Annotated in this window: 33 protein-coding genes and 2 pseudogenes; 28 read left to right on the forward strand and 7 right to left on the reverse strand. The window is 71.9% G+C overall.

From position 1 onward, the window contains the following. Nucleotides 1–14: 14 nt before the first annotated feature. Together ACIP4X_RS17555 and ACIP4X_RS17560 are read right to left on the reverse strand one after the other, a co-directional pair. Complete coding sequence (locus ACIP4X_RS17555; protein ID WP_401349030.1) at nt 15–908, reverse strand: M56 family metallopeptidase; 894 nt, start codon at nt 906–908, stop codon at nt 15–17. Continuing rightward, nucleotides 905–1,288 (reverse strand): BlaI/MecI/CopY family transcriptional regulator, encoded by a 384-nt coding sequence (locus ACIP4X_RS17560; protein ID WP_401349033.1) that lies wholly within the window; start codon nt 1,286–1,288, stop codon nt 905–907. Before ACIP4X_RS17560 ends, ACIP4X_RS17555 begins: the two co-directional genes overlap by 4 nt. 259 nt (nt 1,289–1,547) lie before the next feature. On the opposite strand from ACIP4X_RS17560, the gene ACIP4X_RS17565 reads away from it, so the two are divergent. Beyond that, on the forward strand, nt 1,548–3,044 hold the full coding sequence (locus tag ACIP4X_RS17565; RefSeq protein WP_358729705.1) for a hypothetical protein: 1,497 nt from the start codon (nt 1,548–1,550) through the stop codon (nt 3,042–3,044). 9 nt (nt 3,045–3,053) lie between these two features. Here ACIP4X_RS17565 and ACIP4X_RS17570 read toward each other — a convergent pair whose 3' ends face one another. Both ACIP4X_RS17570 and ACIP4X_RS17575 read right to left on the reverse strand, forming a co-directional pair. Next, entirely contained in the window at nt 3,054–3,776 is a 723-nt protein-coding gene (locus ACIP4X_RS17570; protein ID WP_401349036.1) for a phosphatase PAP2 family protein, read from the reverse strand. Continuing rightward, nucleotides 3,773–4,375: a phosphatase PAP2 family protein gene (locus ACIP4X_RS17575; protein WP_358729703.1), complete on the reverse strand. Its 603-nt coding sequence runs from the start codon at nt 4,373–4,375 to the stop codon at nt 3,773–3,775. The genes ACIP4X_RS17570 and ACIP4X_RS17575 overlap by 4 nt, the downstream gene beginning before the upstream one ends. A gap of 328 nt (nt 4,376–4,703) precedes the next feature. Here ACIP4X_RS17575 and efeU point away from each other — a divergent pair, with 328 nt between their 5' ends. From efeU to ACIP4X_RS17590, 3 genes are all read left to right on the forward strand, one after another. Next, the gene (efeU, locus tag ACIP4X_RS17580) at nt 4,704–6,761 is read left to right on the forward strand and encodes an iron uptake transporter permease EfeU (protein WP_391454478.1); all 2,058 of its coding nucleotides are present in this window, start codon (nt 4,704–4,706) and stop codon (nt 6,759–6,761) included. Nucleotides 6,762–6,970: 209 nt separating this feature from the next. Further along, complete coding sequence (gene efeB / locus ACIP4X_RS17585; RefSeq protein WP_358729921.1) at nt 6,971–8,251, forward strand: iron uptake transporter deferrochelatase/peroxidase subunit; 1,281 nt, start codon at nt 6,971–6,973, stop codon at nt 8,249–8,251. A 131-nt stretch (nt 8,252–8,382) separates the two neighbouring features. Beyond that, entirely contained in the window at nt 8,383–8,868 is a 486-nt protein-coding gene (locus tag ACIP4X_RS17590) for a DUF5709 domain-containing protein (RefSeq protein ID WP_358729701.1), read from the forward strand. Between the two features lie 40 nt (nt 8,869–8,908). Here the strand turns inward: ACIP4X_RS17590 and ACIP4X_RS17595 are convergent. Then, a pseudogene (locus ACIP4X_RS17595) lies at nt 8,909–9,763 on the reverse strand (FAD-dependent oxidoreductase); the annotation flags it as partial. Nucleotides 9,764–9,809: 46 nt separating this feature from the next. Between ACIP4X_RS17595 and ACIP4X_RS17600 the strand changes: the two are divergent. Together ACIP4X_RS17600 and ACIP4X_RS17605 are read left to right on the forward strand one after the other, a co-directional pair. Continuing rightward, nucleotides 9,810–10,151: a hypothetical protein gene (locus ACIP4X_RS17600; RefSeq protein WP_401349041.1), complete on the forward strand. Its 342-nt coding sequence runs from the start codon at nt 9,810–9,812 to the stop codon at nt 10,149–10,151. After that, on the forward strand, nt 10,148–11,791 hold the full coding sequence (locus ACIP4X_RS17605) for a recombinase family protein (RefSeq protein ID WP_401349043.1): 1,644 nt from the start codon (nt 10,148–10,150) through the stop codon (nt 11,789–11,791). Before ACIP4X_RS17600 ends, ACIP4X_RS17605 begins: the two co-directional genes overlap by 4 nt. A gap of 47 nt (nt 11,792–11,838) precedes the next feature. Here ACIP4X_RS17605 and ACIP4X_RS17610 read toward each other — a convergent pair whose 3' ends face one another. Both ACIP4X_RS17610 and ACIP4X_RS17615 read right to left on the reverse strand, forming a co-directional pair. Further along, nucleotides 11,839–12,573 carry a hypothetical protein gene (locus ACIP4X_RS17610; protein WP_401349046.1) on the reverse strand — a complete coding sequence of 245 codons (735 nt, stop codon included), beginning with the start codon at nt 12,571–12,573 and terminating at the stop codon, nt 11,839–11,841. Nucleotides 12,574–12,713: 140 nt separating this feature from the next. Then, entirely contained in the window at nt 12,714–13,124 is a 411-nt protein-coding gene (locus ACIP4X_RS17615; protein WP_401349049.1) for a hypothetical protein, read from the reverse strand. Nucleotides 13,125–13,421: 297 nt separating this feature from the next. Here ACIP4X_RS17615 and ACIP4X_RS17620 point away from each other — a divergent pair, with 297 nt between their 5' ends. The 22 genes and pseudogenes from ACIP4X_RS17620 (at nt 13,422) to ACIP4X_RS17725 (ending at nt 23,097) form a co-directional block, all read left to right on the forward strand. Then, nucleotides 13,422–13,847: a helix-turn-helix transcriptional regulator gene (locus tag ACIP4X_RS17620; protein ID WP_401349052.1), complete on the forward strand. Its 426-nt coding sequence runs from the start codon at nt 13,422–13,424 to the stop codon at nt 13,845–13,847. Beyond that, the gene (locus tag ACIP4X_RS17625) at nt 13,847–14,038 is read left to right on the forward strand and encodes a hypothetical protein (protein ID WP_401349055.1); all 192 of its coding nucleotides are present in this window, start codon (nt 13,847–13,849) and stop codon (nt 14,036–14,038) included. Before ACIP4X_RS17620 ends, ACIP4X_RS17625 begins: the two co-directional genes overlap by 1 nt. Next, nucleotides 14,038–14,154, forward strand: coding sequence for a zinc finger protein (locus tag ACIP4X_RS17630; protein WP_401349058.1), 117 nt, complete (start codon nt 14,038–14,040; stop codon nt 14,152–14,154). Before ACIP4X_RS17625 ends, ACIP4X_RS17630 begins: the two co-directional genes overlap by 1 nt. Nucleotides 14,155–14,238: 84 nt before the next feature. Then, the gene (locus ACIP4X_RS17635) at nt 14,239–14,652 is read left to right on the forward strand and encodes a hypothetical protein (RefSeq protein WP_401349061.1); all 414 of its coding nucleotides are present in this window, start codon (nt 14,239–14,241) and stop codon (nt 14,650–14,652) included. Next, nucleotides 14,642–14,950: a hypothetical protein gene (locus tag ACIP4X_RS17640; protein ID WP_401349064.1), complete on the forward strand. Its 309-nt coding sequence runs from the start codon at nt 14,642–14,644 to the stop codon at nt 14,948–14,950. Before ACIP4X_RS17635 ends, ACIP4X_RS17640 begins: the two co-directional genes overlap by 11 nt. Next, nucleotides 14,940–15,587: a helix-turn-helix transcriptional regulator gene (locus tag ACIP4X_RS17645; RefSeq protein WP_401349067.1), complete on the forward strand. Its 648-nt coding sequence runs from the start codon at nt 14,940–14,942 to the stop codon at nt 15,585–15,587. The genes ACIP4X_RS17640 and ACIP4X_RS17645 overlap by 11 nt, the downstream gene beginning before the upstream one ends. Continuing rightward, entirely contained in the window at nt 15,584–15,958 is a 375-nt protein-coding gene (locus ACIP4X_RS17650) for a hypothetical protein (RefSeq protein WP_401349071.1), read from the forward strand. The genes ACIP4X_RS17645 and ACIP4X_RS17650 overlap by 4 nt, the downstream gene beginning before the upstream one ends. Beyond that, nucleotides 15,955–16,416 carry a hypothetical protein gene (locus ACIP4X_RS17655; RefSeq protein ID WP_401349074.1) on the forward strand — a complete coding sequence of 154 codons (462 nt, stop codon included), beginning with the start codon at nt 15,955–15,957 and terminating at the stop codon, nt 16,414–16,416. Before ACIP4X_RS17650 ends, ACIP4X_RS17655 begins: the two co-directional genes overlap by 4 nt. A gap of 323 nt (nt 16,417–16,739) precedes the next feature. Further along, entirely contained in the window at nt 16,740–17,096 is a 357-nt protein-coding gene (locus ACIP4X_RS17660) for a hypothetical protein (protein WP_401349077.1), read from the forward strand. Further along, on the forward strand, nt 17,096–17,590 hold the full coding sequence (locus ACIP4X_RS17665) for a RusA family crossover junction endodeoxyribonuclease (RefSeq protein ID WP_401349080.1): 495 nt from the start codon (nt 17,096–17,098) through the stop codon (nt 17,588–17,590). The genes ACIP4X_RS17660 and ACIP4X_RS17665 overlap by 1 nt, the downstream gene beginning before the upstream one ends. Further along, on the forward strand, nt 17,578–18,090 hold the full coding sequence (locus ACIP4X_RS17670) for a hypothetical protein (protein ID WP_401349083.1): 513 nt from the start codon (nt 17,578–17,580) through the stop codon (nt 18,088–18,090). Before ACIP4X_RS17665 ends, ACIP4X_RS17670 begins: the two co-directional genes overlap by 13 nt. Nucleotides 18,091–18,093: 3 nt before the next feature. Next, nucleotides 18,094–18,249, forward strand: coding sequence for a hypothetical protein (locus ACIP4X_RS17675; protein WP_326804897.1), 156 nt, complete (start codon nt 18,094–18,096; stop codon nt 18,247–18,249). 67 nt (nt 18,250–18,316) lie between these two features. Beyond that, a complete protein-coding gene (locus ACIP4X_RS17680) occupies nt 18,317–19,600 on the forward strand; it encodes a hypothetical protein (RefSeq protein WP_401349086.1) in 1,284 nt (427 codons plus the stop codon). Then, nucleotides 19,597–19,923, forward strand: a complete 327-nt coding sequence (locus tag ACIP4X_RS17685) for a hypothetical protein (protein WP_326804899.1) — start codon at nt 19,597–19,599, stop codon at nt 19,921–19,923. Before ACIP4X_RS17680 ends, ACIP4X_RS17685 begins: the two co-directional genes overlap by 4 nt. After that, the gene (locus tag ACIP4X_RS17690; RefSeq protein WP_326804900.1) at nt 19,920–20,483 is read left to right on the forward strand and encodes a hypothetical protein; all 564 of its coding nucleotides are present in this window, start codon (nt 19,920–19,922) and stop codon (nt 20,481–20,483) included. The genes ACIP4X_RS17685 and ACIP4X_RS17690 overlap by 4 nt, the downstream gene beginning before the upstream one ends. Beyond that, nucleotides 20,480–20,836 carry a hypothetical protein gene (locus ACIP4X_RS17695; RefSeq protein WP_401349090.1) on the forward strand — a complete coding sequence of 119 codons (357 nt, stop codon included), beginning with the start codon at nt 20,480–20,482 and terminating at the stop codon, nt 20,834–20,836. Before ACIP4X_RS17690 ends, ACIP4X_RS17695 begins: the two co-directional genes overlap by 4 nt. After that, complete coding sequence (locus ACIP4X_RS17700; RefSeq protein ID WP_326804902.1) at nt 20,833–21,009, forward strand: hypothetical protein; 177 nt, start codon at nt 20,833–20,835, stop codon at nt 21,007–21,009. Before ACIP4X_RS17695 ends, ACIP4X_RS17700 begins: the two co-directional genes overlap by 4 nt. Beyond that, nucleotides 21,006–21,266, forward strand: coding sequence for a hypothetical protein (locus ACIP4X_RS17705; protein WP_401349093.1), 261 nt, complete (start codon nt 21,006–21,008; stop codon nt 21,264–21,266). Before ACIP4X_RS17700 ends, ACIP4X_RS17705 begins: the two co-directional genes overlap by 4 nt. Further along, nucleotides 21,263–21,874: pseudogene (locus ACIP4X_RS17710) on the forward strand (DUF5131 family protein); the annotation flags it as partial. The gene ACIP4X_RS17705 and the pseudogene ACIP4X_RS17710, both read left to right, overlap by 4 nt. Before the next feature lie 97 nt (nt 21,875–21,971). Beyond that, nucleotides 21,972–22,412: a DUF5131 family protein gene (locus tag ACIP4X_RS17715; RefSeq protein ID WP_401349096.1), complete on the forward strand. Its 441-nt coding sequence runs from the start codon at nt 21,972–21,974 to the stop codon at nt 22,410–22,412. Then, nucleotides 22,409–22,648, forward strand: coding sequence for a hypothetical protein (locus ACIP4X_RS17720; protein ID WP_401349331.1), 240 nt, complete (start codon nt 22,409–22,411; stop codon nt 22,646–22,648). The genes ACIP4X_RS17715 and ACIP4X_RS17720 overlap by 4 nt, the downstream gene beginning before the upstream one ends. Next, nucleotides 22,645–23,097, forward strand: coding sequence for a hypothetical protein (locus tag ACIP4X_RS17725; RefSeq protein ID WP_401349099.1), 453 nt, complete (start codon nt 22,645–22,647; stop codon nt 23,095–23,097). Before ACIP4X_RS17720 ends, ACIP4X_RS17725 begins: the two co-directional genes overlap by 4 nt. Nucleotides 23,098–23,127: the final 30 nt, after the last annotated feature.

The raw sequence follows: 23,127 nt of genomic DNA on the forward strand, positions 1-23,127 counted from the left end.
CGAACGGCGTCGGGCTACGGCACGATGTGCGCCAGCAGGCGCAGCAGGTCGCCCGTGGCGTCGGCGGCGCCCAGGGCGGGCAGTGCGCCGAGGGCGAGGACGGCCGCCGCGACGGAACGCAGGTGCGGCGGCGGGGCGGACTGGAGGGCGGCGATACGCCGGGTGACGGCGCGGTCGGTGAAGCCCAGCCCGCACGAGGGCTGCGCCCGCCCGGCCGTGAGCGCCGCGCGGGCGAGCGCGCGGGCGGTGGTGGCGCGGTCGCCGACCGCCGCGGCGGCCCGCTCGTCCGCCCAGCGCTCGACGAGGAAGGCCACCTGGTCGCGCACCGGCCCGAGCAGCGGGTTGGCCGCGAAGGCCAGTGAGGCCGCGGTCACCAGGAACGCGTGCCGGTGCGCCAGATGGGCGCGTTCGTGGGCGAGCAGCACCCGGCGTTCGGCGGGTTCCAGCGCGCGGAGCATCCCCGCGGTGACCAGGATCCGGCCCGGTGAGCCGGGAACGGCGAACGCCCGCGGCACGGGTGAGGCGGCGACGACGAGTTCGGAGTCCCCGGGCTGCCCCGCGCACAGCCGCCGCAGTGCGCGGCGCGTGGTGTACTCGGCGCGGACGGCCCGCCACAGCCGGTGGGCGATCAGCGCGAGGGCCGGGCAGGCGGCGATCCCGATCACCTCGGGCACCGGCTCCGCGATCGGGTGGCCGGCCGCCCGGGCCTCGGCGACGACCGGCGGGGCATCGTCGAGGAGGGTGGCGGCCAGCAGGACGAGGGACCAGACGGTGGCGGCGGCCGACACCGCGGCGGCGGCCGTCAGCACGGGCGCCGCGAGAGCGGGAGCCACCCGTCGGCCGACAACCGGACTGATCGCGGCGAGCAGCACGGACAGCGCCAGCGGGGTGTAGACGTCGACCGTCACGCGGCTCCTCCGGTGAGCAACTCGCGCAGGGCCCGCTCCTCCTCGGGGCTCAGCCCGGTCACGAACTGCTGGAGGGCGGCGATCGGATCGGGGCCGCGGTCCAGGGCGTCGTGCATCGCCTGGGCGGTCAGTTCGGCCGCGTTCTTGGCCGGCCGGTAGGCGCCCCGCCGCCCGTCCACCTCGCGCCGCACGAGGCCCTTGTCGTACAGGCGCTTGAGGATGGTGTGCACGGTGTTGTAGGCCAGGCCTCCGCCGATCTCCAGCTGGATCTCGGCCGGGGTGAGCGGGTGGTCCGTGGACCACAGGGCCGCGAGGACCTCGCTCTCCAACTCGCCCGAACTGCGCCGTTCCACCCTGCCATGAGGCCCTCTTCCAGCCATGCCCTCAACCTTACAGCGCGTAGGGGGTTCAGGCGCCCGGCGGCGCCCCGCACGGCGCGTGGGCGCGGCGCGGGTTAGTTTGTCCCTGATTTCCCTGATGTCATGCCTGTTTCGCCGATGTCGTCCCCCGTTCTCCCGTTCTCCCGTTGTCCTACTTGTTTCTCCGACGTCCTACCTGGTTCCTGCTTACCTGGTTCCGCGCCGCGGCGCGGTACCGCGGGGAGTCCGAAACCCCGCGGTACGGGGATGAGGGATGGAGATGGCCGACAGTACGCACGCCATACCCGCCGGGATACGCCGAGCCGGGCCGAGACCCGGCCCGGTCCGCGTCCGCCGGGCCCGCGGCGACACGCTCGTGGCGGCCGTGGCCGCCGCCTTCACCCTCGCCCAACTCCTCCTGGTCCGCCCCGCCATGGGCCTCGGCTGGGACGAGTCCATCTACGTCAGCCAGGTCAGCGCCCACGCACCGGCCGCCTACTTCAGCGCCCCGCGCGCCCGCGGCGTCTCGCTGCTCGTCGCGCCGGTCGCCTCCTGGTCGTCCTCCACCGTGCTGCTGCGCGTCTACCTCGCCGTACTCTCCGGGCTCGCCCTGTACTTGGCGTTGCGCGTGTGGCGGCACATGTTCGGCTCCGGCGTCCTGGCCCTGGCCGGCGCCCTGTTCGCCTCCCTCTGGGTGACGCTGTTCTACGGTCCGCAGGCCATGCCGAACTACTGGGTCGCCATCGGCGCCCTCGCCTGCGCGGGCTGCTTCGTGCGCGCCAGGACCGACCCGCGGGACCGCGCCGCACTGTGGGGCCTGGCGGGCGGCGCCGCTCTCATGGCGCTGATGCGTCCCATGGACGCCGTCTGGGCGGTCCTGCCCCTGCTCGTGCTCGCCCTGCTGGAGCGGCACGGGAAGCCGCTCGCCGTACTGCTCGGCGGGCTGGCCGCCGGGTCCGCCGAATGGGTGATCGAGGCGTTCGTCAGCTACGGCGGCCTGTTCCGGCGGCTCTCCGACGGCTCCGCCATACAGGGCGGCCTGGACTGGCACTTCGCGGTGGCCGACCAACTGCGCAGCCTGGGCGGGCGCGCGCTGTGCCGGCCGTGCACCGGGGCCCAGCCGAACCCGGCCGTCACCGCCTGGTGGTACGTCCTGCCGCTGCTCGCCCTGCTGGGCCTCGTCCTCGCGATACGCGCCCGGCGGACCCCGCCCACGCTGATCGCGCTGGCCTGCGCCGCCACGGCCGCCTTCCCCTACCTGTTCCTGATCGGATACGCGGCCCCCCGCTTCCTGCTGCCCGCCTACGCCCTGCTCGCGCTCCCGGCCGCCGCCGCACTCGTCCACCTCGTCAGGGCGCCGGACGGCGGATGGCGGCGCCTGGCCGTGTCACTGGTCGCCCTCGGCCTCGCCGGCCACCTGGCCGTGCAGTTCGCCGTCCTCGCCCACACCGTCCACCGCACCACCGCCGACCGCCGCGTCTGGTCCGGCACCGCCGCCACGCTGCACGGCCTCGGCGTGCGACCGCCCTGTCTCCTCACCGGTGAGGAGGCCATTCCGATCGCCTTCTACACCGGCTGCGGCTCCGCCTCGACCTCGGGCCCCAACACCAACAGCACCCCGGCGGCCATCGAGCAGGCCGCCCGGCGCCTGCCGGTCGCCGTCCTCACCACCGCCGACGGCACCCCACCGGCGTACGCCCGCGCCTGGCCCTCCCATCGCCACGGCGACCTGCGCCTGTACGTCGCTCCTCGGGTGCGCGAGGACACCGGTCCCTGAGGCCGGGTGTCAGGCGGGGTGTGATCGTCCTTCATCCCCAGGGCCCCCGCCTGCGTGCTCGTCCGCCGGACCTTCGGCTCTCCTCGTCAGGCCGGACGTGAAACCGGCGGGCAGCCATCGGGCCGCCGCTCCCAGGCACAGTCCGAGCCAGCCCGCGGCGAGCAGCCAGCCGCCGATCACGTCGGTGAACCAGTGGACCCCGAGGTACACCCGGGTCAGCCCCACCAGCGCGCCCCAGCAGCCGACGACGAGGCAGCCCGCCGTACGGCCGCGCGGAGCGCGCAATGTCACCGCCAGGATCACCAGCCCGGCGGTCAGCGCCGAGGTGGTGGTGTGCCCGGACGGGAACGACCAGCCCGAGGCGTGGGCCGCCCAGTCCTGCCGCGGTGGACGCGGCCGGGCCACCAGCTCCATCACGCCGTACCGCACGGCCTGCCCCGCCACCAGGCAGCCGAGTCCGAGAGCGGCCGCCGTCGCACGCTGCCGGACCGTGCGGCCGACGGCGAGCCCGGCCAGCACGACGAGCACGTACGGGACGACACCCGTCCCCGTGGCGGTGAGCCCACGGGCCACCGCCACCGCCGGGCGGTGCCCCAGGGACCAGGAGAGCAGCGTGCCGTCCACGGACAGGGGACTGCCGTGGCCGACGACGACCAGGCCGAGCACGGCGAACGCGGCCCAGGCGCCGAGCCCCACGCCGTCCGCGAGGCCGGCGGCGCCCCGGCGACTCATGACACCAGCAACGGCCGCAGCCTGGTCGCGGCCAGGCGCCGGGCGAGTATCCCCGGCCTTCGCAGCAGCGCCTTCATCACCACGTAGGCCACCAGGGCGCCGGTCAGGAGCCCGGCCGCCACGTCGTGCGGGTAGTGGGCGCCGACCCAGACCCGGGAGGCGGCCATCGCGACGGCGGCCACGCAGGCGACCGCGCCGAGCCGGCGCGAGACCAGGAACAGCGCCACCGCGGCCGCGGCGGCGATCGCCGCGTGGTTGCTGGGGAAGGACCAGTCGGTGCGGGCCGGACATGCCTCCAGGGTGACCACGTGCAGCGTGCGGCACGGGCGTATCTCGTGCACGAGCAGCTTCACCAGCGAGTTGACGGCGTAGGCGAGGACCACGACGAGCGGCACCGCCAGGGCCGCGACCGCCGCCCGGGCGCCCACCCGGCGCGAGCGCCACCAGGCCGCCGCCATCAGCACGGCGAACACGGCCAGGCCGTAGGCCGACCACGCCGTCACCATGTCGTCCCACCACGCGGGGGAGCGGCGGGCCAGGTCCACCACGTCCAGGTACAGGGAGCCGTCGATGGACGAGCCCGACAGGGCGAGGATCATCCGCGCGCCTCCTTGTTCTTCGTTCTCGTTGTTCTGTGTTCTCGTTGTTCTGCGTTCGCGTTCTTCAGGTGACTACAAATCTGTAGACCGTCTACGTCACTGTAGACGATAAAGGCTCCCGGAGGGTTCCTGTGATCGCTCGAACGGGTGAGGTGTGGGCCGCTGTGACCGAGGACTCCCGTGCGCATGTCGATCTTTACCGCTCTATTGCCACCTCATGACCAGTCGACCACACGCCTGTCGTCATGATGGATCACGAAGTTAGGCATGCCTTCGCTAACCCGGCCCCGGAGCGGCCGGGGCGGTGTGCCAGATAGGACCGTACGGCATGTGGGACGACGCGTTTCCGAGTTTCCTGATCGGACTGCGAGAGGGACTCGAAGGCGGACTGATCGTCTCCATCCTGGTCGCCACCCTGGTGAGGGCCGGAGCCAGGTCCAGGCTGCCGCAGGTGTGGACCGGCGTCCTCGCGGCCATCGCGCTCGCGATGAGCTTCGGCGCGGTGCTCACCTTCACGGCCGCCTCGCTGTCCGCGACCGCGCAGGAGGCGTTCGGCGGCGCCCTCAGCGTCGTGGCCGTCGCGTTCGTCACCGCCATGGTGTTCTGGATGCGCCGCTCGGCCCGCGGCCTCTCCGGTGAGATCAAGGAGAAGGTGACCGGCGCGCTCGGCATGGGCGCGGGCGTACTGATCCTCACCTCGTTCCTCGCGGTGGGCCGCGAGGGCCTGGAGACGGCCCTGTTCCTGTGGACCACCGCCCGTGCGGCCGGCGAGTCCGTGGGACCGCTGACGGGCGCCGGGATCGGCCTGGTCCTGGCGGCCGGCCTGTGCTGGGGCCTGTACCGGCGGGTGCTGAAGATCAACCTCACCAAGTTCTTCACCGCCACCGGCGTCGTACTGATCGTGATCGCGGCCGGCGTCCTCGGCTACGGCCTGCGCGACCTCCAGGAGGGCGGAGTCCTCCCGGGCAGGGCGGCGTACGCCGTCGACCTCGGCGGCTCCGTCGACGCGGGCGCCTGGTACAGCACCCTCGTCCAGGGCGTCCTCAACCTCACCCCGACGATGACCTGGCTCCAGGTCATCGGCTACGCCGGCTACCTCGCCGTGGTGATGACCCTGTTCGTCCGCGGCGTACGCACCACGAAGCCGGCACCCGCCACCGCACCGCCCGGCGCGACGACGTCCGAAGCCGGCACGCCCGCCGCCTCCCGGAGCGGGGCGTCCGGCCGGACGCGTCCCGCCTGGGTCGTGCCCGTCGCCGTCGTCGCGGTGCCCGCGGTCGTCGCCGGGCTCGTGGTCGCCCTCGGACGGCCCAAGCCCGCCGGGGCCCAGACCGTCGCCGTCTCGGAGACCGAGTGCGGCAAGGGCTTCACCGCGCCCAGGCCGGGACGGCAGACGTTCCGGATGCGGAACACCGGGTCCAAGACGTCCGAGGTGTACCTGATCGACCCGGCCACCAACGCGGTCTACGGCGAGATCGAGGGCCTGGCCCCCGGTACCACCCGCGACCTGGTCGCCACCGTCGCGGGCGGCGGCTACGCCTGGCGCTGCGTGCCCACTGGCGGCACGGCCGTCACCTCCAGGACCGTCCGGGTCGGCGGCGGGGCGGGTGCCACGGCGGTCGTCCCGGTGTCCGAGCAGGACCTCGCCACCCCGCTCAAGGAGTACCAGCAATACGTCGAACGCGGCCTGACCACGCTCGTCGCCCAGACCGGCCGGCTCGACGCCGACATCCAGGGCGGTGACCTCGCCGCGGCCCGCACCGACTGGCTGACCGCCCACCGCACCTATTCCTCGCTCGGCGCCGCCTACGGCACCTTCGAGGACTTCGACAAGAGGATCAACGGACGGCCCGACGGGCTGCCCGGCGGAGTGGACGACAAGGACTTCACCGGTTTCCACCGCATCGAGTACGGCCTGTGGCACGGCCAGAGCGCGGACCGGCTGAAGGCCCCCGTCCGGCAGCTCGCCGACGACGCCGCCGGCCTGCGCAAGGCCTTCCCCACGCAGGCGTTCGACCCGGGCGACCTGCCGCTGCGCGCCCACGAGATCCTGGAGAACACCCTCCAGTTCGAGCTCACCGGCCAGGCCGACCAGGGCAGCGGCACCGAGCTGGCCACCGCCGACGCCAACCTCGCCGGCACCCAGGAACTGCTCACCGTGCTCGCCCCGCTGCTCACCTCCCGCGCCCCGCACCTGCTGCCCACCGTCGACGCGGACACCGCCCGGCTGCGGGGGCTGCTCGACGCCGCCCACCACGGGAACGCCTGGACCCCCGTGAACCGGCTCGACGCGCTCACCCGGGCCCGTCTCGACGGGGCCACCGGACAGCTCCTGGAGGACCTCGCCCCCGTACCGGACCTGCTGGAGATCCGGAAGTCCGCCTGATGACCGCACCGCACGCCGGAACGCCGGAGCCACCCGGGCCGCCGGAGACACCCGCGATGCCCGAGACCGCGCCCCAGGGCGCCATGCCAGGGACCGACACGCCCGGGATCGCGGCCCCCAAGACCAAGGCGCCCGGGACCGACACGCCGGCGACCGACATGTCCGCCACCGATACACCCGAGACCGTACGCACCGAAGGGACCCGCTCCATGCCGTCCGCCGAAACGTCCGCACCCCGGGACGGCTGCCCCGCCGGCCACGGGCGCCGCGCCTTCGTCAAGACGGCCCTGGGTGCCGGTGCCGCCGGAGCGGTCCTGGCCGGAGGCGGCCTCACCCTCGCCCGGAACGGCACCGGCCAGGCGCACGCCGCCGACGGCCCCGGCGGAACGGCGGTCCCCTTCCACGGCGTCCACCAGGCGGGCGTCCTCACGCCCGCCCCCGCGGCCGCCGCCTTCGTCTCCTTCGACGTCATCGCCGAGAACCGCGAGGAACTCGCCGGACTGCTCCGGACCATCACCGAGCGGGCCCGCTTCCTCACCGCCGGCGGCACCCCCGCCGACCTGGGCGTCGGCGCCCCGCCCTCCGACAGCGGCATCCTCGGCCCCGAGGTACCCGCCGACGCCCTCACCGTCACCGTCGGCGTCGGCGCCTCCCTCTTCGACGACCGCTACGGACTGGCCAAGGCGACACCGCGCCGGCTCACCGCCATGCGGACGTTCCCCAACGACCACCTGGACCCCGCCGAGTGCCACGGCGACCTGTCCCTGCAGATCTGCGCCGACCGTCAGGACACGGTGCTGCACGCACTGCGCGACATCGCCCGGCACACCCGGGGCGCCCTCCAGGTCAAGTGGCGCGTCGACGGCTTCCAGAGCGGACCGCGCCCCACCGGCACCGCGCGCAACCTGCTCGGCTTCAAGGACGGCATCGCCAACCCGGACGTCGGCTCCGCCCGCGACATGAACCGCCTGGTGTGGGTGGGTGACGGGCAGGGCGAGCCCGCCTGGGCGGCCGGCGGCAGCTACCAGGTGATCCGGATCATCCGCATGCTGGTGGAGTTCTGGGACCGGGTGTCGCTGACCGAGCAGGAGAAGATGTTCGGCCGCCGCAAGGACACCGGCGCCCCGCTGGACGGCGCCCAGGAGACCGACGTCCCCCAGTACGCCAAGGACCCGAAGGGCACCGCGATTCCGCTGGACTCCCACATCAGGTTGGCCAACCCGCGCACCGCCGCCACCGACGCCTCCCGCATCCTGCGCCGCGGCTACAACTACGACCGCGGCGTCGACAACGTCGGCAACCTCGACATGGGCCTGGTCTTCTGCTGCTACCAGCAGGACGTCGTCCGCCAGTTCGAGGCCACGCAGACGCGGCTGATCGACGAACCCCTCGTCGACTACATCTCCCCGACCGGCGGCGGCTACTTCTTCGTCCTGCCCGGCGTACGCGACCGCTCCGACTGGCTCGGCCGCGGGCTGCTGTCCGCCTGACGGCCGCGGGACCTCCCTGTCGCGGGCCCCGCCCGGCCCGCCGTCCGGAGTGATTGGGACCGGCCCTGCGGGAAACGCGGATCACGACACCCACAGAGTCCGCACGTACCGAGTCCGCCAGGGAGGAACCCGTGAACACCGATCCGATGGCAGACGACGCCTACCGGCCCACCGGGGACGACGAGGAACAACAGGACGCCGCGCCACCGGACATGGAGAACGCGGTGGGGGAGCGGACCTACGACGACGTCCTCGACGAGGGGTACTCCCCGCCGGAGAAGCCGCTGGGCGTCACCAAGTACGGCACGACGGCCGCCGAACAGCACGAGGGCGAGAGCCTCGACCAGCGGCTGGCCCAGGAGCAGCCCGAGGAGAGCGGCGCGGAGGGCGACGGCGTGGGCGACCTGCCCGGCGGCGAGGGCGAACCGGTCGACCCCGAGGCGGGCGGGGACCGCGCCGGACGCCTCGTCGCCCCGGACGAGGGCGCCCACGGCGACACCACGAAGGAGGAGGTCGCCGAGGACAAGGGCGTCGACGCGGGAGCCGCCGGCGCCGAGGAGGCCGCCATGCACATCGTCGACGACGACACGCTGCCGGACGACGGCACCGGGCCCTGACCCGGCCCCGGTGCCGATCGCCGAACCGGCCCGCGCTCGGTCAGTCCCCGATCCGGTCGATCTGCCGCAGCTTGTTCGTCGCGTCCAGGGCGGCCACCTTGTACGACTCCGCGAGCGTCGGGTAGTTGAACACCGCGTCCACCAGATAGTCCACGGTGCCGCCGCAGCCCATCACAGTCTGCCCGATGTGGATGAGCTCGGTCGCCCCCGCGCCGAAGCAGTGCACGCCGAGCAGCGTGCGGTCCTCCGGTGAGACCAGCAGCTTCAGCAAGCCGTGCGAGTCGCCGATGATCTGCCCGCGAGCCAGCTCGCGGTAGCGGGAGACGCCCACCTCGAACGGCACCCGGTCCTCGGTGAGCTGGTCCTCGGTCCGCCCGACGAAGCTGATCTCGGGGATGGTGTAGATGCCGATCGGCTGAAGGTCGAGCATCCTGCCGACCGGCTCACCGCAGGCGTGGTACGCCGCCGCCCGTCCCTGTTCCATCGAGGTCGCCGCGAGCGCGGGAAAGCCGATCACGTCGCCGACCGCGTAGATGTGCGGCACCTGCGTACGGTAGTGCTCGTCGACCGCGATCCGGCCCCGCGCGTCGGCGCTCAACCCGGCCTTCTCCAGGTCGAGTCCGTCGGTGAGGCCCTGCCGGCCCGCCGAGTACATCACCGCGTCGGCCGGTATCTTCTTGCCGCTCTCCAGCACGGTGAGCGTGCCGTGCTCGTGCCGTTCCACCGCGGCCACCGTCTCCCCGAAGCGGAAGGTGACGGCGAGGTCCCGCAGGTGGTAGCGGAGCGACTCCACGATCTCGACGTCGCACATGTCGAGCATGCCCGGACGCCGTTCGACGACGGTCACCCTGCTGCCGAGCGCGGCGAACATGGAGGCGTACTCCATCCCGATCAAAGTCTAATATTCACTAGTACCCTTCGCCTCTTGCTCAGGAGCAGAGATGAGCGATCGTCAGTACCCCTCTCAACAGACCCACCTCAACGAAATCCTGCGGCTGCACGCCCAGAACCAGGCGGAACGAGCGGCGGCCGGGATGTGCCCGACCACGCTGGAAGAGGACCTCGGATCCAGCCCGACCACACGCCTCCTCGACGAGATCGTGGGACTGGACGCCGCGCGCCAGTCGGCGCAGGCCGCGGCCGTCATCACCCGGTACCGGCCCTTGTCGGAAGAGCAGTTCGGAGCCGACCGCACCGCAAGCGCCCTGGACCACGTGGACGCCGGCCCCGGGGCCGCGATCGCCGCGGTGATGGACCGGGCACGGCAGGAGCCGCAGCCGTGAGGATCCCGGAACGGTGGTGCCTCTACGCGCGGCTTTCCTACGCTCCGGACGGCTCAGTCGAGAAGGTCGAACGGCAGGAGAAGGACGGCAGGGATCGAGGGCGGGCGCTCCGCTGGGGGGAGCCTTGCTGCGTATACGTGGACAACTCCCGTTCCGCGTGGCAGCGCAACCGCAAGCGGCCGGACTGGGACCGGATGCTCCGCACGATGGACGCCTCGGGCGCGAGCCTGGTCCAGGGGGATCCGAAGGCGGACCACGTCCACGACGGGATCATGACCTACCACGGCGACAGACTGATCCGTCAGCCGTTCGACCTTGAGCTGCTGCTCAATCTGGCCTACGCACGGGATCTGCCGCTGGCATCGGTCACAGGAGTCAGGAACCTCAACAACGCCGACGACCGGTTCATCCTGCGGATCGAGGCCGCGCAGGCCTGCCGGGCGTCCGACGACACCAGCCGCCGTGTGAAGCGCGGCCGGCTGGCCACCGCGGTCAAGGGGCGCCAGCGTCCCGGCGGCCGGCGGACGTTCGGCTGGGGCCTGCCGACGGGCGAGGTCCGCAAGGTCATCGACCCCGAGACCGACGAGGTCCGAACCGTACCGGTGCTCGACCACGACGCGGTCGTGCCCGGCGAGGTCAAGTACCTCAAGGAGTGCGGCGAACTCGTGCTCGCCGGACTGTCCGGCAAAAGCGCCCTGCACTGGCTCAACAGCCGCACGCTCACCTCGGGCGGCCGCCCGTGGACCGAACGCGGAATGAAGCAGGCCCTGATGGCCTACCGCATGGCAGGCTACGTGGAGAAGAACGGCGAGCTGTACGAGGCCGTCTGGGATCCCGTCTACGCGGGCACGCGGGCTGCTGCGCTGGAGATGGTGGAAGCCATCCGTGCCATCTTCGCCGCGAAGGCCGACAGGTTCGGCTACCACGGCAGGGCGCGCAAGCACCTGCTGACAGGGATAGCTGAGTGCTCGGACTGCCACGCTCCCAGCGCCGAGGAGCCCACCGGCGGTACGTGCCCGACAGACCCGGTCACCTGCGAGGTCCCCCATCGGGGCTTCTCCCGGAAGCCGATCAACGGCACGCACTACTACTACTGCCCGCAGTGCAACCGGGGCCGCACGCAGGCCAACTTCGACGCCTACATGGACGGCCGGTTGCTGAGGATCCTCAACTCGCAGCGCTTCATGCAAGAGCTGGAGCAGATGGGGCAGGCAGAGGAAGAGTCACGACCGAGCTACGCGGCGGAGATCGCAGTGCTCAAGGCCCGGAAGGCTGAGGTGACCGAGCAGCTGAAGCAGCTGGCGGACCACCCGAACCTGAACCCTCTCCTGCTTGCTCAGTCCCTCGCGAGCTTCGACGAGAAGATCGAACAGCTCCAGGCGAAGGCGGCTGCGGTGACGCGGAACGGCCTCCTCGGGCGGCTTTCCGGGATCTCCCTCGAGGCGTGGCACCAGGAGGACATCACCGTGCGGGCGGACGCGCTGAGGATGCTGTACCGGGTCCTCGTGTACCGGACCGAGAAGCGCGGCCCTGGCTTCGACACGTCGACGGTGAAGCTGATCCGGAAGAAGCTGAAGAGCGACGAGGCCGCGACCCAGCGTCCCGCAGAGGCCAGCCTCAGCCTCGTGACGGCCGACTGACGCGAGGGCGGCCCCGCCGGGAAGCCCGGCGGGACCGCCCCCGTCCATCAGAGGTTGACGCACACTCGCAGCTCGCGCAGGGCCCGATGGTCGACGCATAGCGTGTACGGCAGGGCTGAGGCGGCGGGCGCCGGTGCCGGCAGGCTGTGCGAGGGAGTCGGCGACGCCCTCGTGGTCGGGCTGCTGGCACTCTCGGATGTGCTGCCGCGCGGTGGATGGCCGGTCGCTCCGGGCGGCCCGATGGGCCGGCTGGAAGGCATATCCGTCAACGAGATGACCTGACTGCTGTCGTCGTCCTCGCCGTGGCCCGCGGGGCCGGATGAAGCACCCGGTGTGGCGGGATCCGGCCGGGGTGCTCCCGGCTCCGGAGGCGCCGACGACACGGCGTCGGACGGGACCGACTGCTCGTCGTCTGGCTGAATCTCTTTGCTTCCCACGACCAGGAGAAGCCCTATTGCGCCAAGGGCTGCCATCGCGGCTGCTCCGCTCGCCAGCAGCGCCTGGCGTTTCTGCCGGGAGAGGTCGCGTAGTTCCGCCAGGGCGGCTGTTAGGTTTCCGCCGACGTAGAGGGCGAGGTGGCGTTTCCGGCGTACCGGCCCGGCTCTCTGATCGGCGTCGTGGTCTGGCGGCTGGGTCCGTAGACCGATGTCATGCAGAATCCTTTCGCTGTCGCGTTCGACGCGTAGCTGTGTGAGCTGCCAACTGATCTTTTTCAGCTGCCGGAAGAGCAGGTACACGAACAGAGCAACGGCGCCGAATGCGCCCGCGAGAATGATCAACATCATCCCCATCCCCTACGAGCTGCACACGGGTTGGCTCGATTGCGTAGTACAGGTGTCTGAGGATGGTCGATTTTGAGCGCGGTCAGGCGCACAGGTACCTATCGTGACTGACCCGTTACAAAGGCTTGGGTAGAGCCTGACTAGGCGCTATTCCCCGGCTGTTGCGGCGCCGGCGCCTCAGGTGCCTGTTCCCCATCGACCGCCTGGGCCTCGATTTTGGCCGCCAGGGTCCTCAGCAGCAGAGCCTTCTCCCGAGCGCTGCGCGGCCTCTCATCCAGCGCGTTCAGGATGATCTGCTGCTGCCACTCCTCCAGATCCGCCAAGGGGCTCGGCTCCGGTTCTTCGGAGGCCGGCGCCTTGGCGCGCTCCAGTTCGCGCAGGATCTCCACGGCCTTGTTGCGGCCTGTCTCTGCGAGCCGCTCGGAGGGGATGCCGAGGGTGAAGCACATGTGGGCGAGGGTCACGTCCGGGGCGATCACCTCCGTGTCGGAGTCCTTGCGCCACCCGCGCTCGATCTGCCGCCAGCGGCTGCCGCTGAACTTGATGTCCATGCGCGCGGCAGCGCTCTCCGGGCTGAGTCCGGCCGCTTCTCTCACGAGTCGGACGAGCGTTGCCTCTGGCGGTGGGGGTGTCGCCGGGGCTCCCATGACCGTGTCTCCCCTGCCCTCTCCCTATTGGACTTTGTTGGACTGTATCGGACGCCGGAGGGCGCCCGCATAGGGCTCCACACACAACCCTCACAGTCGGAACTACGTCAGTCCAACTCGAACGACTCATGTCAAAGAAAGTAAGAACTACTGACCGGTTCAGGCTTGAACTGTGCGAGCAAGTCTCATACAGTCCTTGACATGAGAACCCCAGTGGATCCCCAGCGACTCGCACGCCGCCGGGTAGAGCGGGGGCTGAGCCAGAACGCCCTTGCCCGAGAGATCGGGGCCAGCAAGCAGCTCGTCAGCGCGGTGTCCCGCGGCCGAGCGAGCTTCTCCCCGGAGATGCTGGGCAAGGTCGCCGAGGTCCTGGACTGCGAAATCGCCGACCTGCTCCCCGTCGACGAAGCACCCGCCCGGCTCAAGCAGCTCGCGGAACTCGTCGCGGCCGGCACCGTGAGCTTCAGCCCCGAGGACCTCGGCAAGGTCGCCGAGGCACTCGGCTGCGATGTCGCGGACCTGCCCCCCGAGGACCTGGCCACCGTCGCCGAACTCCTGGGGTGCAAGACCGCCGACCTGCTCCCCGACGAGACCGAGCTCGTGACGCTCAGCCAGGGGCCCGCCTGATGTCCGCGCGCATCTGCCGCACCGCCGCCGACGCCTTTCAGGCCGGCTGGGACGCACCGTGCGAACACAAGGTCCCCGACCCCGGCGACTGCCCCGACTGCGCCCTGACCGATACCGAGATCGCACAGCTAGCAGTCCTGCTGCGCGGTCTCGGCATCCCGAGCTCGGCAACCACCGGGCAGGCGGCCTGATGCGCACACCGATCAACGCCGACTGCGGCTGGGTCTGCGGGGCCTGCAAGCACCACAACCCGGCATGGCGGATGGCCTGCCGCCGCTGCCGGACTCCCCGCCCGCTCGGCTCCTGAACGCGATGAGGGCCCGCCGGACGCCCCCGGCGAGCCCTCGGCCCACCAGCCATCGATCACGAGAAGACGAAGAAGGTGGACCCGATGGGAACCAGTATTCCCGATCCACTCGCCCCTGACCCCATGGCCGCCATCGACGCGATGGAACTCACCGCGTTCCGCGTCGCTCAGACGGCCCGCCAGCTGCGCCGCGACCACCCCGACCTGGGCGTCTACGAGATGCTGCCCAGCTCCATCTCGATCGGTCGCGCCGAACTCGACATCCACGCTTCCGACGTCGACGCCGCGCTCGCCTGGGCGACCGCGCTCGGAGGCAAGGCGAAGCACGAACTGGGCGACTACGCGCCCGAGACGGTCTTCGAGCGCGTCACGGCGACCGTGGACGTCTCCGGCGTCAAGGTCGTCGTGTACGCGCAGCGGATCCTCACCGCCGCCGAAGTCGCTCACTTCCGTGCCCAGCAGGCCGGCCAGGACCAGGCGGTGCGCCATGCCGCCTGAGCCGCTCACCGCCGCGTACCTGAAGGAGATCCAGGACCGCGTCACCGACGCGCCCAAGGGCCCCTGGGACGTTGAGCCGAACGAGTTCGGCGCGCCGGACCAGGTCGGCCCCATCGCCTACCTCCAGACCTGGGCGGACGTCGACCTGGCGCCGACCGTCACCTTCATCAGCCACGCCCGCAGGGACGTTCCCGCCCTGCTGGGCGAGGTATCCCGCCAGCAGGACGCCATCCGCGCACAGGAGCTCCGCATCCGGCAGCTGGAGCAGGCCAGAGACGGCGGCCCCCGTGACCGGTGAACCGCTCAACCCCCGCCTGCTCGCGCAACTCCGCGCCAGCGTCGAGCGCAACCCCACCGCCGGAGGCGCACGCGCCGTTCGGATGCTGCTGGCCGAGGTCGACCGGCTCACCACGAGCCTGTCGGCCACCGTGCCGGAGCCGAAGGACGCCTGCCCGCTGACCAAGACCCAGATGGCGATCATCGCGGCCACCGCCAACGGCAAGCACTGCAAGGCGATCGGCCGGGACCTGTGCCTGTCCGGTGCCACGGTCAGCCGCTACCGGCAGGAGGCCATGCGCCGCCTCGGTGCCGACACGCCCGCGCAGGCCGTCGCCGTCTGCCTCATCAACGAGTGGCTCCCGAAGCCGGCCGTGACGCGGCCGCAGCCGTTCAACCTGGCCCCGGTCAGCGGTCTCATCGCCTACCGAGACCGTGCCGAGGAACTGCGGCAGCACCCTGGCCGGTGGGGCACCGTCGCCACCTACGCCACCGCCAAGTCGGCTGCCCAGAGCGCGTACCGCCTGCGCTCCGGGGCTTTCACCGCCTTCCGCCCCAAGGGCGCCTGGCAGGCCAAGTCCTACCGCGAGGACGGCGTCCACGGCGTCCGCGCCCGCTACATCGGCACCCCCGCCACGACCGCGAACGAGGGATCATGACCGCCCGCACACCCGAATTCCGGGGCCGGATCGTCGAAGACGGCTGGCTGGCGAAGAACACCCGCCAGGAGTTGCGCGACCTGGCCGACCAGTTCCCCGTCGGATCCCGCGTCGTCCACGAATGCGGTCGTCAGGGCACCGTCGCCCTGGACCAACCCGTCCACGTGCCCGGAGTCTTCGACGGCGGTCCTACGGCGGTCTGCCTGAGCCGGGGACGCCTGGAGCCGATGGTGTTCGTCAGCTGGGACAACGACGAGGGCCTGACGTGGCGCGTGTGGGCGCCCGTCGCGAAGATCCGCCGCAGCGCGGCCCCCGCGGTGAACCGGCCCGGCAACAAGGCCCGCGTCGCCCGGATCGGCGGCCGTCGATGAGGTACGCGGTCATCACCGTCGACGGCGAACTCACCCAGCACGACGGCGAGCTCGACTGGCCTGCCGTCATCGGCGTCGAACGCAAGGCGCGCGTGCCGCTGAGGTTGGGGATCGCCGCGAGCGGCTGGGTCAACAGCGTCGGCCTGCTCTACCCGGCGAAGTACCCGCGGAATGTGATCGGGTCCTGCGTGCTCATCGCGCTCGGTGCGCGCGTGCAGCCGTACGCCGGACCGGTCGTGCTCACCGGGTGGAACCCGCGAAGCCTGCCCGAGATCTGCTCGTTGCCCAAGCCGGTCGACTTCCTGGACACGGTGCACGGCGACGTCGTCAAGGCCCTAGCCGGGCAGACGCCGCGTGAGCTGTCCCCGTCGTGGGCCGAGCAGATGCGGGAGATCGCCGACCACGTGCGCACCGCGCCTACGCCCGGCTTCACCGTGCGGACGGTGAAGCTGCCGTGAAGACCACCCGCCCGGCGTCAAAGCCATCCACTGCGGCCGCTGCGTGTCTGGCCGCTACGGAAGCCAAGGCAGAAGAGGCGCAACTCCGTTCCGCGCTGATGACGCTGCCTGCGCCGGGCGGGCTCCAGACCACCCGTTCCGCGTCAAGGTCACCCGCCGGCATCCACAGTGCCGCTGCGGGAGCTAAGGCCAGTGAGGAGCCCTACGTGAAGCAGGCTCCGACGACCCGGCCTGCGCGGAACGGGCCCTACGTGGCCGGGCCGGAGGACACCATCCCCGCCTCTGGCCCGGCCACCACCCGAGCACCCCGCCTTGGAGCCCTGATGACCAGCATCGACCGCGACCAGCTCGTGCAGAGCTTGGTGGCGCACGGCAACCGCGCCATCCTCGAAGAGGACTGGACGCCGCAACTCGCCCTGGACGTCCTCCGCGAGAACCGGCGCCGCCACGCCAGCGAGCCGCGCACCCAGGTCCTGGAGCAGTTGAGCGCGCAGCTCGCCGACGACCTGGCCGCCAAGACCGGTGTCGCCCCGGCCGACATCGCACTCGTCCTGCTCGTCGCGTCCTCCACCCTCGCGGGCCCCGCGCTCATCCACCGCTTCCCCGGTGTGCTGCTCACCGACCTGCTCGGCTACACCGCCGACAACCTCGACCAGCGCGCGAGCGGCGGTGAGAGCTGATGACCGCCGCGGTCTTCCACATCACGGTGCACGGCACCCCTGGCCCGCAGGGCTCCAAGCGGCACGTCGGCGGCGGCCGCATGGTCGAGTCGTCCGCCAAGGTCAAGCCGTGGCGGGAGGCCGTGAAGTCTGTCGCGCTGGACGCGCTGGCGTACGACGACGCCTGGATGCCGCTCGCCGAAGCCGTCCGCGTGGACATCGTGTTCACGCTGGCCCGTCCCAAGAGCCACTACGGCACTGGGAAGAACGCCGGCCGTGTCAAGCCCTCGGCACCTGAGTACCCCACCGGCAAGCCCGACTTGGACAAGACCGTCCGGTCCACGCTCGACGCCCTCACGGACGCCGGCGTGTGGCGCGACGACAGCTTCGTCAACGCCGTGTCCGCCACGAAGGCCTTCCCCCTCACGGGCTCCGATGCCCTCGCCCACCCCGGCGCCGTCATCCGCGTCTGGCGCCTGAACACCCGCAAGGAATCCGAATCGTGCCCGTCCTGAAGTTCGACCCCAAGGTGTCCGCGTCCGCGCAGGAAGCGCTGGAGCCGCACATCCGCCCTCTGTACGACCAGCCCGGCGCCCGGCGCATGGCCATCATCGAGTTCGCGCACATGGAGCGGACCGAGCCCGCCCCCAACACTGACGGCAAGCCCTCGGTCAAGGTCCGCATCATGGGCCTGGAGCTGCCCAACAAGGAGCAGGAACATGCTGTCCGTGAGGCGCAGCGCTTCCTTAACCTCCAGCGCACCGCGCGCGGCACGTTCGATGACGACGGCCAGTTGGAGCTGTCCGAGTCCACGCTGCGGCTGACCGCCGGCCTGCTCTCGAACATCGAGGTCGCCCGGCTGCGCGCCGGCTTGGCCCACTGGCGGGAATACGCGCAGCGCCTGGTCCACGGCCCTGACCTGACGATCAGCGAAATGCGGCACGAGATGCAGGCCCTGGCCGAAGGTCTCACCGCGGTGCTCGACACCGCCTCCGACCACAGCAGCGAGGACTGAGTCGTGGGCGCGTTCCTCGCCGGCCTGACCCTTGGCGGCATCTCCGGCGGCGTCACCTACGGGCTCACCACCGACGGCCACCTGGCCGCGATCGTCGGCGTCCTCGCCGCCGTCGCGACCTGGTTCGGCATCGCCACGCTCCTGATCTTCGACGACTGACTCCCCCTCACGCGCCCACGAGGCGCCCGTGATCCACCCCGTCCGCCCCTGAAGGGAGGTGACCCCCATGCCTCAGCGAGTCCGAGTCCCGCTGCGCGTGATCGTCGGCTACTACAGCGACTGCGCGCTGCCCGTCTACGTGAAGGTCGCCGCCCTGGAGCGGCGAGAGACCGGCTGCGAGGCGGGGGTCGCCTACCTCGCGGGGCTGCTCGGTCTGTCCCGGTCCACGGTGGAGCGGGCGCTGACCGAGCTGATGCGCCCGGCGCCGGACGACGACATAGCCGAGGTGACGTCGTACCGGCGCACCCACCGCGGCGGCCGCGGCATGACGGCCGTACGCCGCGTCAGGGTCGTCGGCCGCGCCGAGCACGGCGCCTGGGTCCCGACGCGGGCGGCCGAGGCCCTGAGTCCTCGGCAGCTGCGCGCGTATGCGGCCATCGCGTACGCCACGGCGACCGGGCACCACCTCACCCTCGCCGACCTCGGCCGGATCCTGCGGCACCGGTCCGGCAAGAAGGCCGGCGAGCCCCTCAACGCTCGCTCGGTCCGCCGGCTCCTCCAGGACCTCGAGGACCTGGGCTGGATCAGCGTGGACCGGCGGGCCGGATACCGCGGCCGCCACCTGTACGAGGTTCACGACGAACCGCGCCAGATACCGCTGACTGCGGACACTGACGAGGGATCGGGTGGCGATCTTGATGAGGGTTCCCTCGCGTCTAAGGAACACCCCCCGACTGACTCACCGGAGGAACCGCCGGACGGTGGTTCTATCCGCCGTAGGCGATCTACCGGTAGTAGTGCCCGCGAGGACCTCGTCTCGCTGCCGCCGTCGTTGCGCCGTCCGTACGCCGGGCCGCAGCTGACGATCGCTCCGCGGATCTGGCAGGTCCTCGAACCGGTGAAGGCGCTGCTGCCGGGCCTGTCGCCCTACGTGGTCCGCGCGCTGGCCCGGGAGATCGGCCAGCAGCTCGACCAGGGCCAGGAGCCCGAGCGTCTCCGGGCGCGGCTGGAGTTCCGCTTCGCCAGCACCCAGGACATCCGCGACCCGGGCCGCTGGCTGCTCGGGGCCGCGATCGTCCGCCACGGCTGCGGCCTCGTCGCCTGCGAGTCCGGCCAGATCTGGCACACCGGCGCCCGCTGCGACGTCTGCAACGAACTGCGCGCCACCGACGGCCAACGCCCTCCGGGCGGCCCGCACGGCCCCCGCCGCCCCGCCTACCCGCGTCCGCCCGGCCGCTGGCACGAGTGCGAGGCCTGCGCCCGCCCGTCCCGCACCCCCCTTCCGGAAGGCGTCTGCCGCGCCTGCCGACCCCCCGACCCGCTGACCCTGCTGAGGAGGTGGCAGCCATGACCGACACCGACGTGCCCCGGCCCGCCACCGGCCCCCTGCTCGCCCTCGCCGCGGCCTGCCGCCCCGACTGGTCCATCGACCAACTCCGGGACGTCCTCGCCCAGATCCGCTGCCAGAACGACATGCCCTTCGGCCGCCTGGTCGTCGCCGTCGCCCAGCTGATCGCCGACCCCGCCGCCGAACCCCCCGACCTGCTCGCCGGGACACCGGAGCCATGGCGCCACCGCCGGCGCCCGCCCGCACCCGACACCGCACACCGCGGAGCCGCCGCCGCCCGCGCAGCCCTGCACCACCACACCGACACCACCACCGAGGGGACGTGATCGCGATGACCCGCCTGGCCTTCATCGACTCCGAGACCACCGGCCTCAACCCTGAAGTTCACGTGCCGTGGGAGGTCGCCTACGTCCTCCGTGAGCCCGGCCGACCCGACCGTGAAACCGTCCTGAACTTCGAGCCGACCACGTACGACATGGCCCGCGCCGACGCCAAGGGCCTCGACATCTGCCGCTTCCACGAGCGCACCAACGCGCCCGGATTCACCTGGACCGAGTGGAGCGCCGGAGTGGCCCGCCTGGAGCACGACCTGCGGGGGGCCCACCTGGTGGGCAACGTCGTCTCATTCGACGCCGAGATGATCGCCCGCGGCCTGCTGATGGACAGCTGGCCGCGCCCCTGGCACTACCACCTCATCGACGTGGAAGCCCTCGCCATCGGCGCGCTCGCGGCCCGCGGCGAACCGGCCGGACTGCCGTGGAACTCGGAGGAGATCTCCGCCCGGCTCGGAGTCACCCCGCCGTCCGGCGACGCCCGGCACACAGCGCTCGCCGACGCACGCTGGGCCCGCGACCTGTACGACGCGGTGACGGGCGGCACGTCATGACCGCCTCCCCGCAGAGCCTCGACGACAGCGCCCGCGACCAGGTCCGCGCGCAACTGCTCGCCATCACCGGCCGGGCCCTCACCGAGGTCCGCATCACCCGAGTCCACTGGCCGGACGGTCCCCGCTGGGTCGCGCTAGCCCTCGTCAACTACCGGCCCTACCCGTCGGCCCCGACGCGGCGTCACGAAGTTCCGCTCGCTGAAGGCGGCCAGCACTACGACATCGCGCTCCTCCTGAGCCAGACGTTCCCGGACGCCGACTGGTCCCTCGCCCAGGACTACGACGTCACCGCCGGAGTCCTGCGCCCCCACACGGTGCGGCTTCCCGCATGCCTGCGAGGTGAGCAGCCGTGAGCCGCGTAACCGTGCGAACCCTGATCTGCAACGAGTGCGAAGCCGAGTTCGGCAAAGACACCGAATTCCTGCCCGCACACATCCTGCGCCGGCGCGCCCGCGTCGCCGGGTGGCGGTGGGCCGGCCGGAACCGCGACCTGTGCCCCGCCCACGCGAAGGAGCGTGCCTCGTGAGCCGCCTCAAGCACCGGCCGCGCGCCGACCACCAGCACGCCGCCCAGCAGGCCCGCCAGATGCCCGGCGAGTGGGTCCTCGCGGCCACATACGGCAGCCGCGCCAGCGCCGTGTCCGCGTCCCTCCAGGTCCGCACCGGCGAGAAGATCCCCGCCTACCGGCCCGCCGGCAACTTCAAAGCGCGGACCGAGCTCACGCAGGACGGCGCCGACCTGTACGTCCGCTACGTGGCCCGGCAGGAAGGCGCCCCCGAATGACGACCACCAAGATCGAATGGGCCGACCGAGTCTGGAACCCCGTCACAGGCTGCACGAAGGTCTCCTCGGGCTGCGACAACTGCTACGCCGAGAACATCGCCCGCCGCTTCGCTGGATCGAAGGCCTTCCCCGAAGGCTTCACCGTGACACTGCACGAGGACCGTCTCAACCAGCCGTTCCGCTGGAAGAAGAGCGCCCGCGTCTTCGTGAACAGCATGTCCGACCTGTTCCACGACAGCGTGCCGGACCTCTTCATCACCCAGGTCTTCGACGTCATGGAGGCTCAGCTCAACGCCCGGCACACGTTCCTGATCCTCACCAAGCGGCACGCCCGCATGCGGTCCTTCATGAAGGCCCGGCAGAAGGCGAAGCAGGAGTACGCCGCCAAGTTCGACGACTGCCCGACCGAAGCCATGCGGAACAGCCCCGCCGCGCTGGACGCCCGGGCGCGCGCGACCAGGCCGCCAGCGAACATCTGGCTCGGGGTGTCGGTGGAGAACCAGAACTGGGCCGACGTGCGTGTCCCGGCGCTGCTGGAGACCCCGGCCGCCGTGCGGTTCCTCTCATGCGAGCCGCTGCTGGGCCCCGTCAACCTGGCCGACCACTGGATCGGCTCCGACCCGCACCGGCGGGATGAGCCCTCCATCGACTGGGTCATCGTCGGCGGAGAGTCCGGCCCCCGAGCCCGGCCCCCGAGCCCGGCCGATGCACCCCCAGTGGGCGCGAGACATCCGCGATCAGTGCGACCAAGCGCAGGTGCCGTTCTTCTTCAAGCAGCACGGCGAGTACGTAAGCGCCGTCGTCGAGGACGATCCGACGTACGCCGGGGGCCGCGCGTACGACAGCCCGCTGGGCGGGCGGAGCTCCGCAACCCTGCGGGAGCGCGGCCCGAGCGGGACCTTCCGCGGAGGCCGAATCCGGCTCATGCAGCCCGGAGACCGCACGCGCGGGGCCGTGTTGCTCGACGCCGACACCATCGCCGTCCGAGTCGGCAAGCGCGCCGCGGGCCGCGAGCTGGACGGCCGCACCCACGACGCGTACCCCCGCGACGACTTCCGCGAGTCGATCGCCTCCGGCCTGACCGAGAGCTTCGAGGACTTCTCCCGCCGCCTGGACGCGGCCGACACCACCCGGAGGACCCGATGAGGACGTCCACCCTCATACGCCGCTGCCGGCAGTGGCTTCGCAGCCCGCAGGAGAAGCGACTGCGCGCTCAGCTCGCGGCCGAGCGGGACCGCAACCGGGCGTTGGAGCAGCGCCTGGCCGAGCTCCAGACCGCGAACGTGGGCGCCTACCACGAGCTGTCCATCGCGCGCGGCGCCGTCTGCATCACGGCCAACTGCCCCCTGTGCCCGCCCGCAACGAAGGACGGTGCCGCGTGATCGCGTACGCATTCCTGACCATCAGCGTGGCCGGTGTCGGTGCGGTCGCCTACTACGTGGCCCCGGCCGGCCGCGGTGCGCACCGCTACGTCGTGCCGCGCTCCATGCTGCGCGCCGAAGCCGCCCGCCACGCGGCGGCCGCCGAAGAGGCCACCTGCAAGCTGGTCGGCTTGGCTGTCGAGTTCGACGCCGTCAGCGTCGAACGTGACGACCTGGAGGCCGCCCTCGACAAGGCCGGTCGGCGGATCGACGAGCTCGAGGAGCAGGTCCGCGACCGGGACCAGCTGAGGGAGGCGAACACCGCGCTGCAGGCGGCGCTCGCCAACGCCCGCAAGGTGTCGCAGCTGCCGCCGCACGGCGACACCCAGCCGCCCAGCGCGAGCGCCCTGCCCGACCACGCGCAGGAGTTCGTCAACGCCACCCCGACGGCCTGGCGCGCGAGCGCCTGACATCCCAGCCCCCGCCCCGCCACCCAGATG

The sequence above is a fragment of the Streptomyces sp. NPDC088817 genome (assembly GCF_044750345.1).
In the GTDB taxonomy this organism is placed as follows: Bacteria; Actinomycetota; Actinomycetes; order Streptomycetales; family Streptomycetaceae; genus Streptomyces.

Bases quoted from the DNA above. Each gene is read 5' to 3' on its own strand.
- ACIP4X_RS17560 (WP_401349033.1), bottom strand. From the start codon at position 1,288: ATGGCTGGAAGAGGGCCTCATGGCAGGGTGGAACGGCGCAGTTCGGGC.
- ACIP4X_RS17565 (WP_358729705.1), top strand. From the start codon at position 1,548: ATGGCCGACAGTACGCACGCCATACCCGCCGGGATACGCCGAGCCGGG.
- ACIP4X_RS17570 (WP_401349036.1), bottom strand. From the start codon at position 3,776: ATGAGTCGCCGGGGCGCCGCCGGCCTCGCGGACGGCGTGGGGCTCGGC.
- ACIP4X_RS17575 (WP_358729703.1), bottom strand. From the start codon at position 4,375: ATGATCCTCGCCCTGTCGGGCTCGTCCATCGACGGCTCCCTGTACCTG.
- efeU (WP_391454478.1), top strand. From the start codon at position 4,704: ATGTGGGACGACGCGTTTCCGAGTTTCCTGATCGGACTGCGAGAGGGA.
- efeB (WP_358729921.1), top strand. From the start codon at position 6,971: ATGCCGTCCGCCGAAACGTCCGCACCCCGGGACGGCTGCCCCGCCGGC.
- ACIP4X_RS17600 (WP_401349041.1), top strand. From the start codon at position 9,810: ATGAGCGATCGTCAGTACCCCTCTCAACAGACCCACCTCAACGAAATC.
- ACIP4X_RS17610 (WP_401349046.1), bottom strand. From the start codon at position 12,573: ATGTTGATCATTCTCGCGGGCGCATTCGGCGCCGTTGCTCTGTTCGTG.
- ACIP4X_RS17615 (WP_401349049.1), bottom strand. From the start codon at position 13,124: ATGGACATCAAGTTCAGCGGCAGCCGCTGGCGGCAGATCGAGCGCGGG.
- ACIP4X_RS17620 (WP_401349052.1), top strand. From the start codon at position 13,422: ATGAGAACCCCAGTGGATCCCCAGCGACTCGCACGCCGCCGGGTAGAG.
- ACIP4X_RS17625 (WP_401349055.1), top strand. From the start codon at position 13,847: ATGTCCGCGCGCATCTGCCGCACCGCCGCCGACGCCTTTCAGGCCGGC.
- ACIP4X_RS17630 (WP_401349058.1), top strand. From the start codon at position 14,038: ATGCGCACACCGATCAACGCCGACTGCGGCTGGGTCTGCGGGGCCTGC.
- ACIP4X_RS17635 (WP_401349061.1), top strand. From the start codon at position 14,239: ATGGGAACCAGTATTCCCGATCCACTCGCCCCTGACCCCATGGCCGCC.
- ACIP4X_RS17640 (WP_401349064.1), top strand. From the start codon at position 14,642: ATGCCGCCTGAGCCGCTCACCGCCGCGTACCTGAAGGAGATCCAGGAC.
- ACIP4X_RS17650 (WP_401349071.1), top strand. From the start codon at position 15,584: ATGACCGCCCGCACACCCGAATTCCGGGGCCGGATCGTCGAAGACGGC.
- ACIP4X_RS17655 (WP_401349074.1), top strand. From the start codon at position 15,955: ATGAGGTACGCGGTCATCACCGTCGACGGCGAACTCACCCAGCACGAC.
- ACIP4X_RS17660 (WP_401349077.1), top strand. From the start codon at position 16,740: ATGACCAGCATCGACCGCGACCAGCTCGTGCAGAGCTTGGTGGCGCAC.
- ACIP4X_RS17665 (WP_401349080.1), top strand. From the start codon at position 17,096: ATGACCGCCGCGGTCTTCCACATCACGGTGCACGGCACCCCTGGCCCG.
- ACIP4X_RS17680 (WP_401349086.1), top strand. From the start codon at position 18,317: ATGCCTCAGCGAGTCCGAGTCCCGCTGCGCGTGATCGTCGGCTACTAC.
- ACIP4X_RS17685 (WP_326804899.1), top strand. From the start codon at position 19,597: ATGACCGACACCGACGTGCCCCGGCCCGCCACCGGCCCCCTGCTCGCC.
- ACIP4X_RS17695 (WP_401349090.1), top strand. From the start codon at position 20,480: ATGACCGCCTCCCCGCAGAGCCTCGACGACAGCGCCCGCGACCAGGTC.
- ACIP4X_RS17715 (WP_401349096.1), top strand. From the start codon at position 21,972: ATGCACCCCCAGTGGGCGCGAGACATCCGCGATCAGTGCGACCAAGCG.
- ACIP4X_RS17720 (WP_401349331.1), top strand. From the start codon at position 22,409: ATGAGGACGTCCACCCTCATACGCCGCTGCCGGCAGTGGCTTCGCAGC.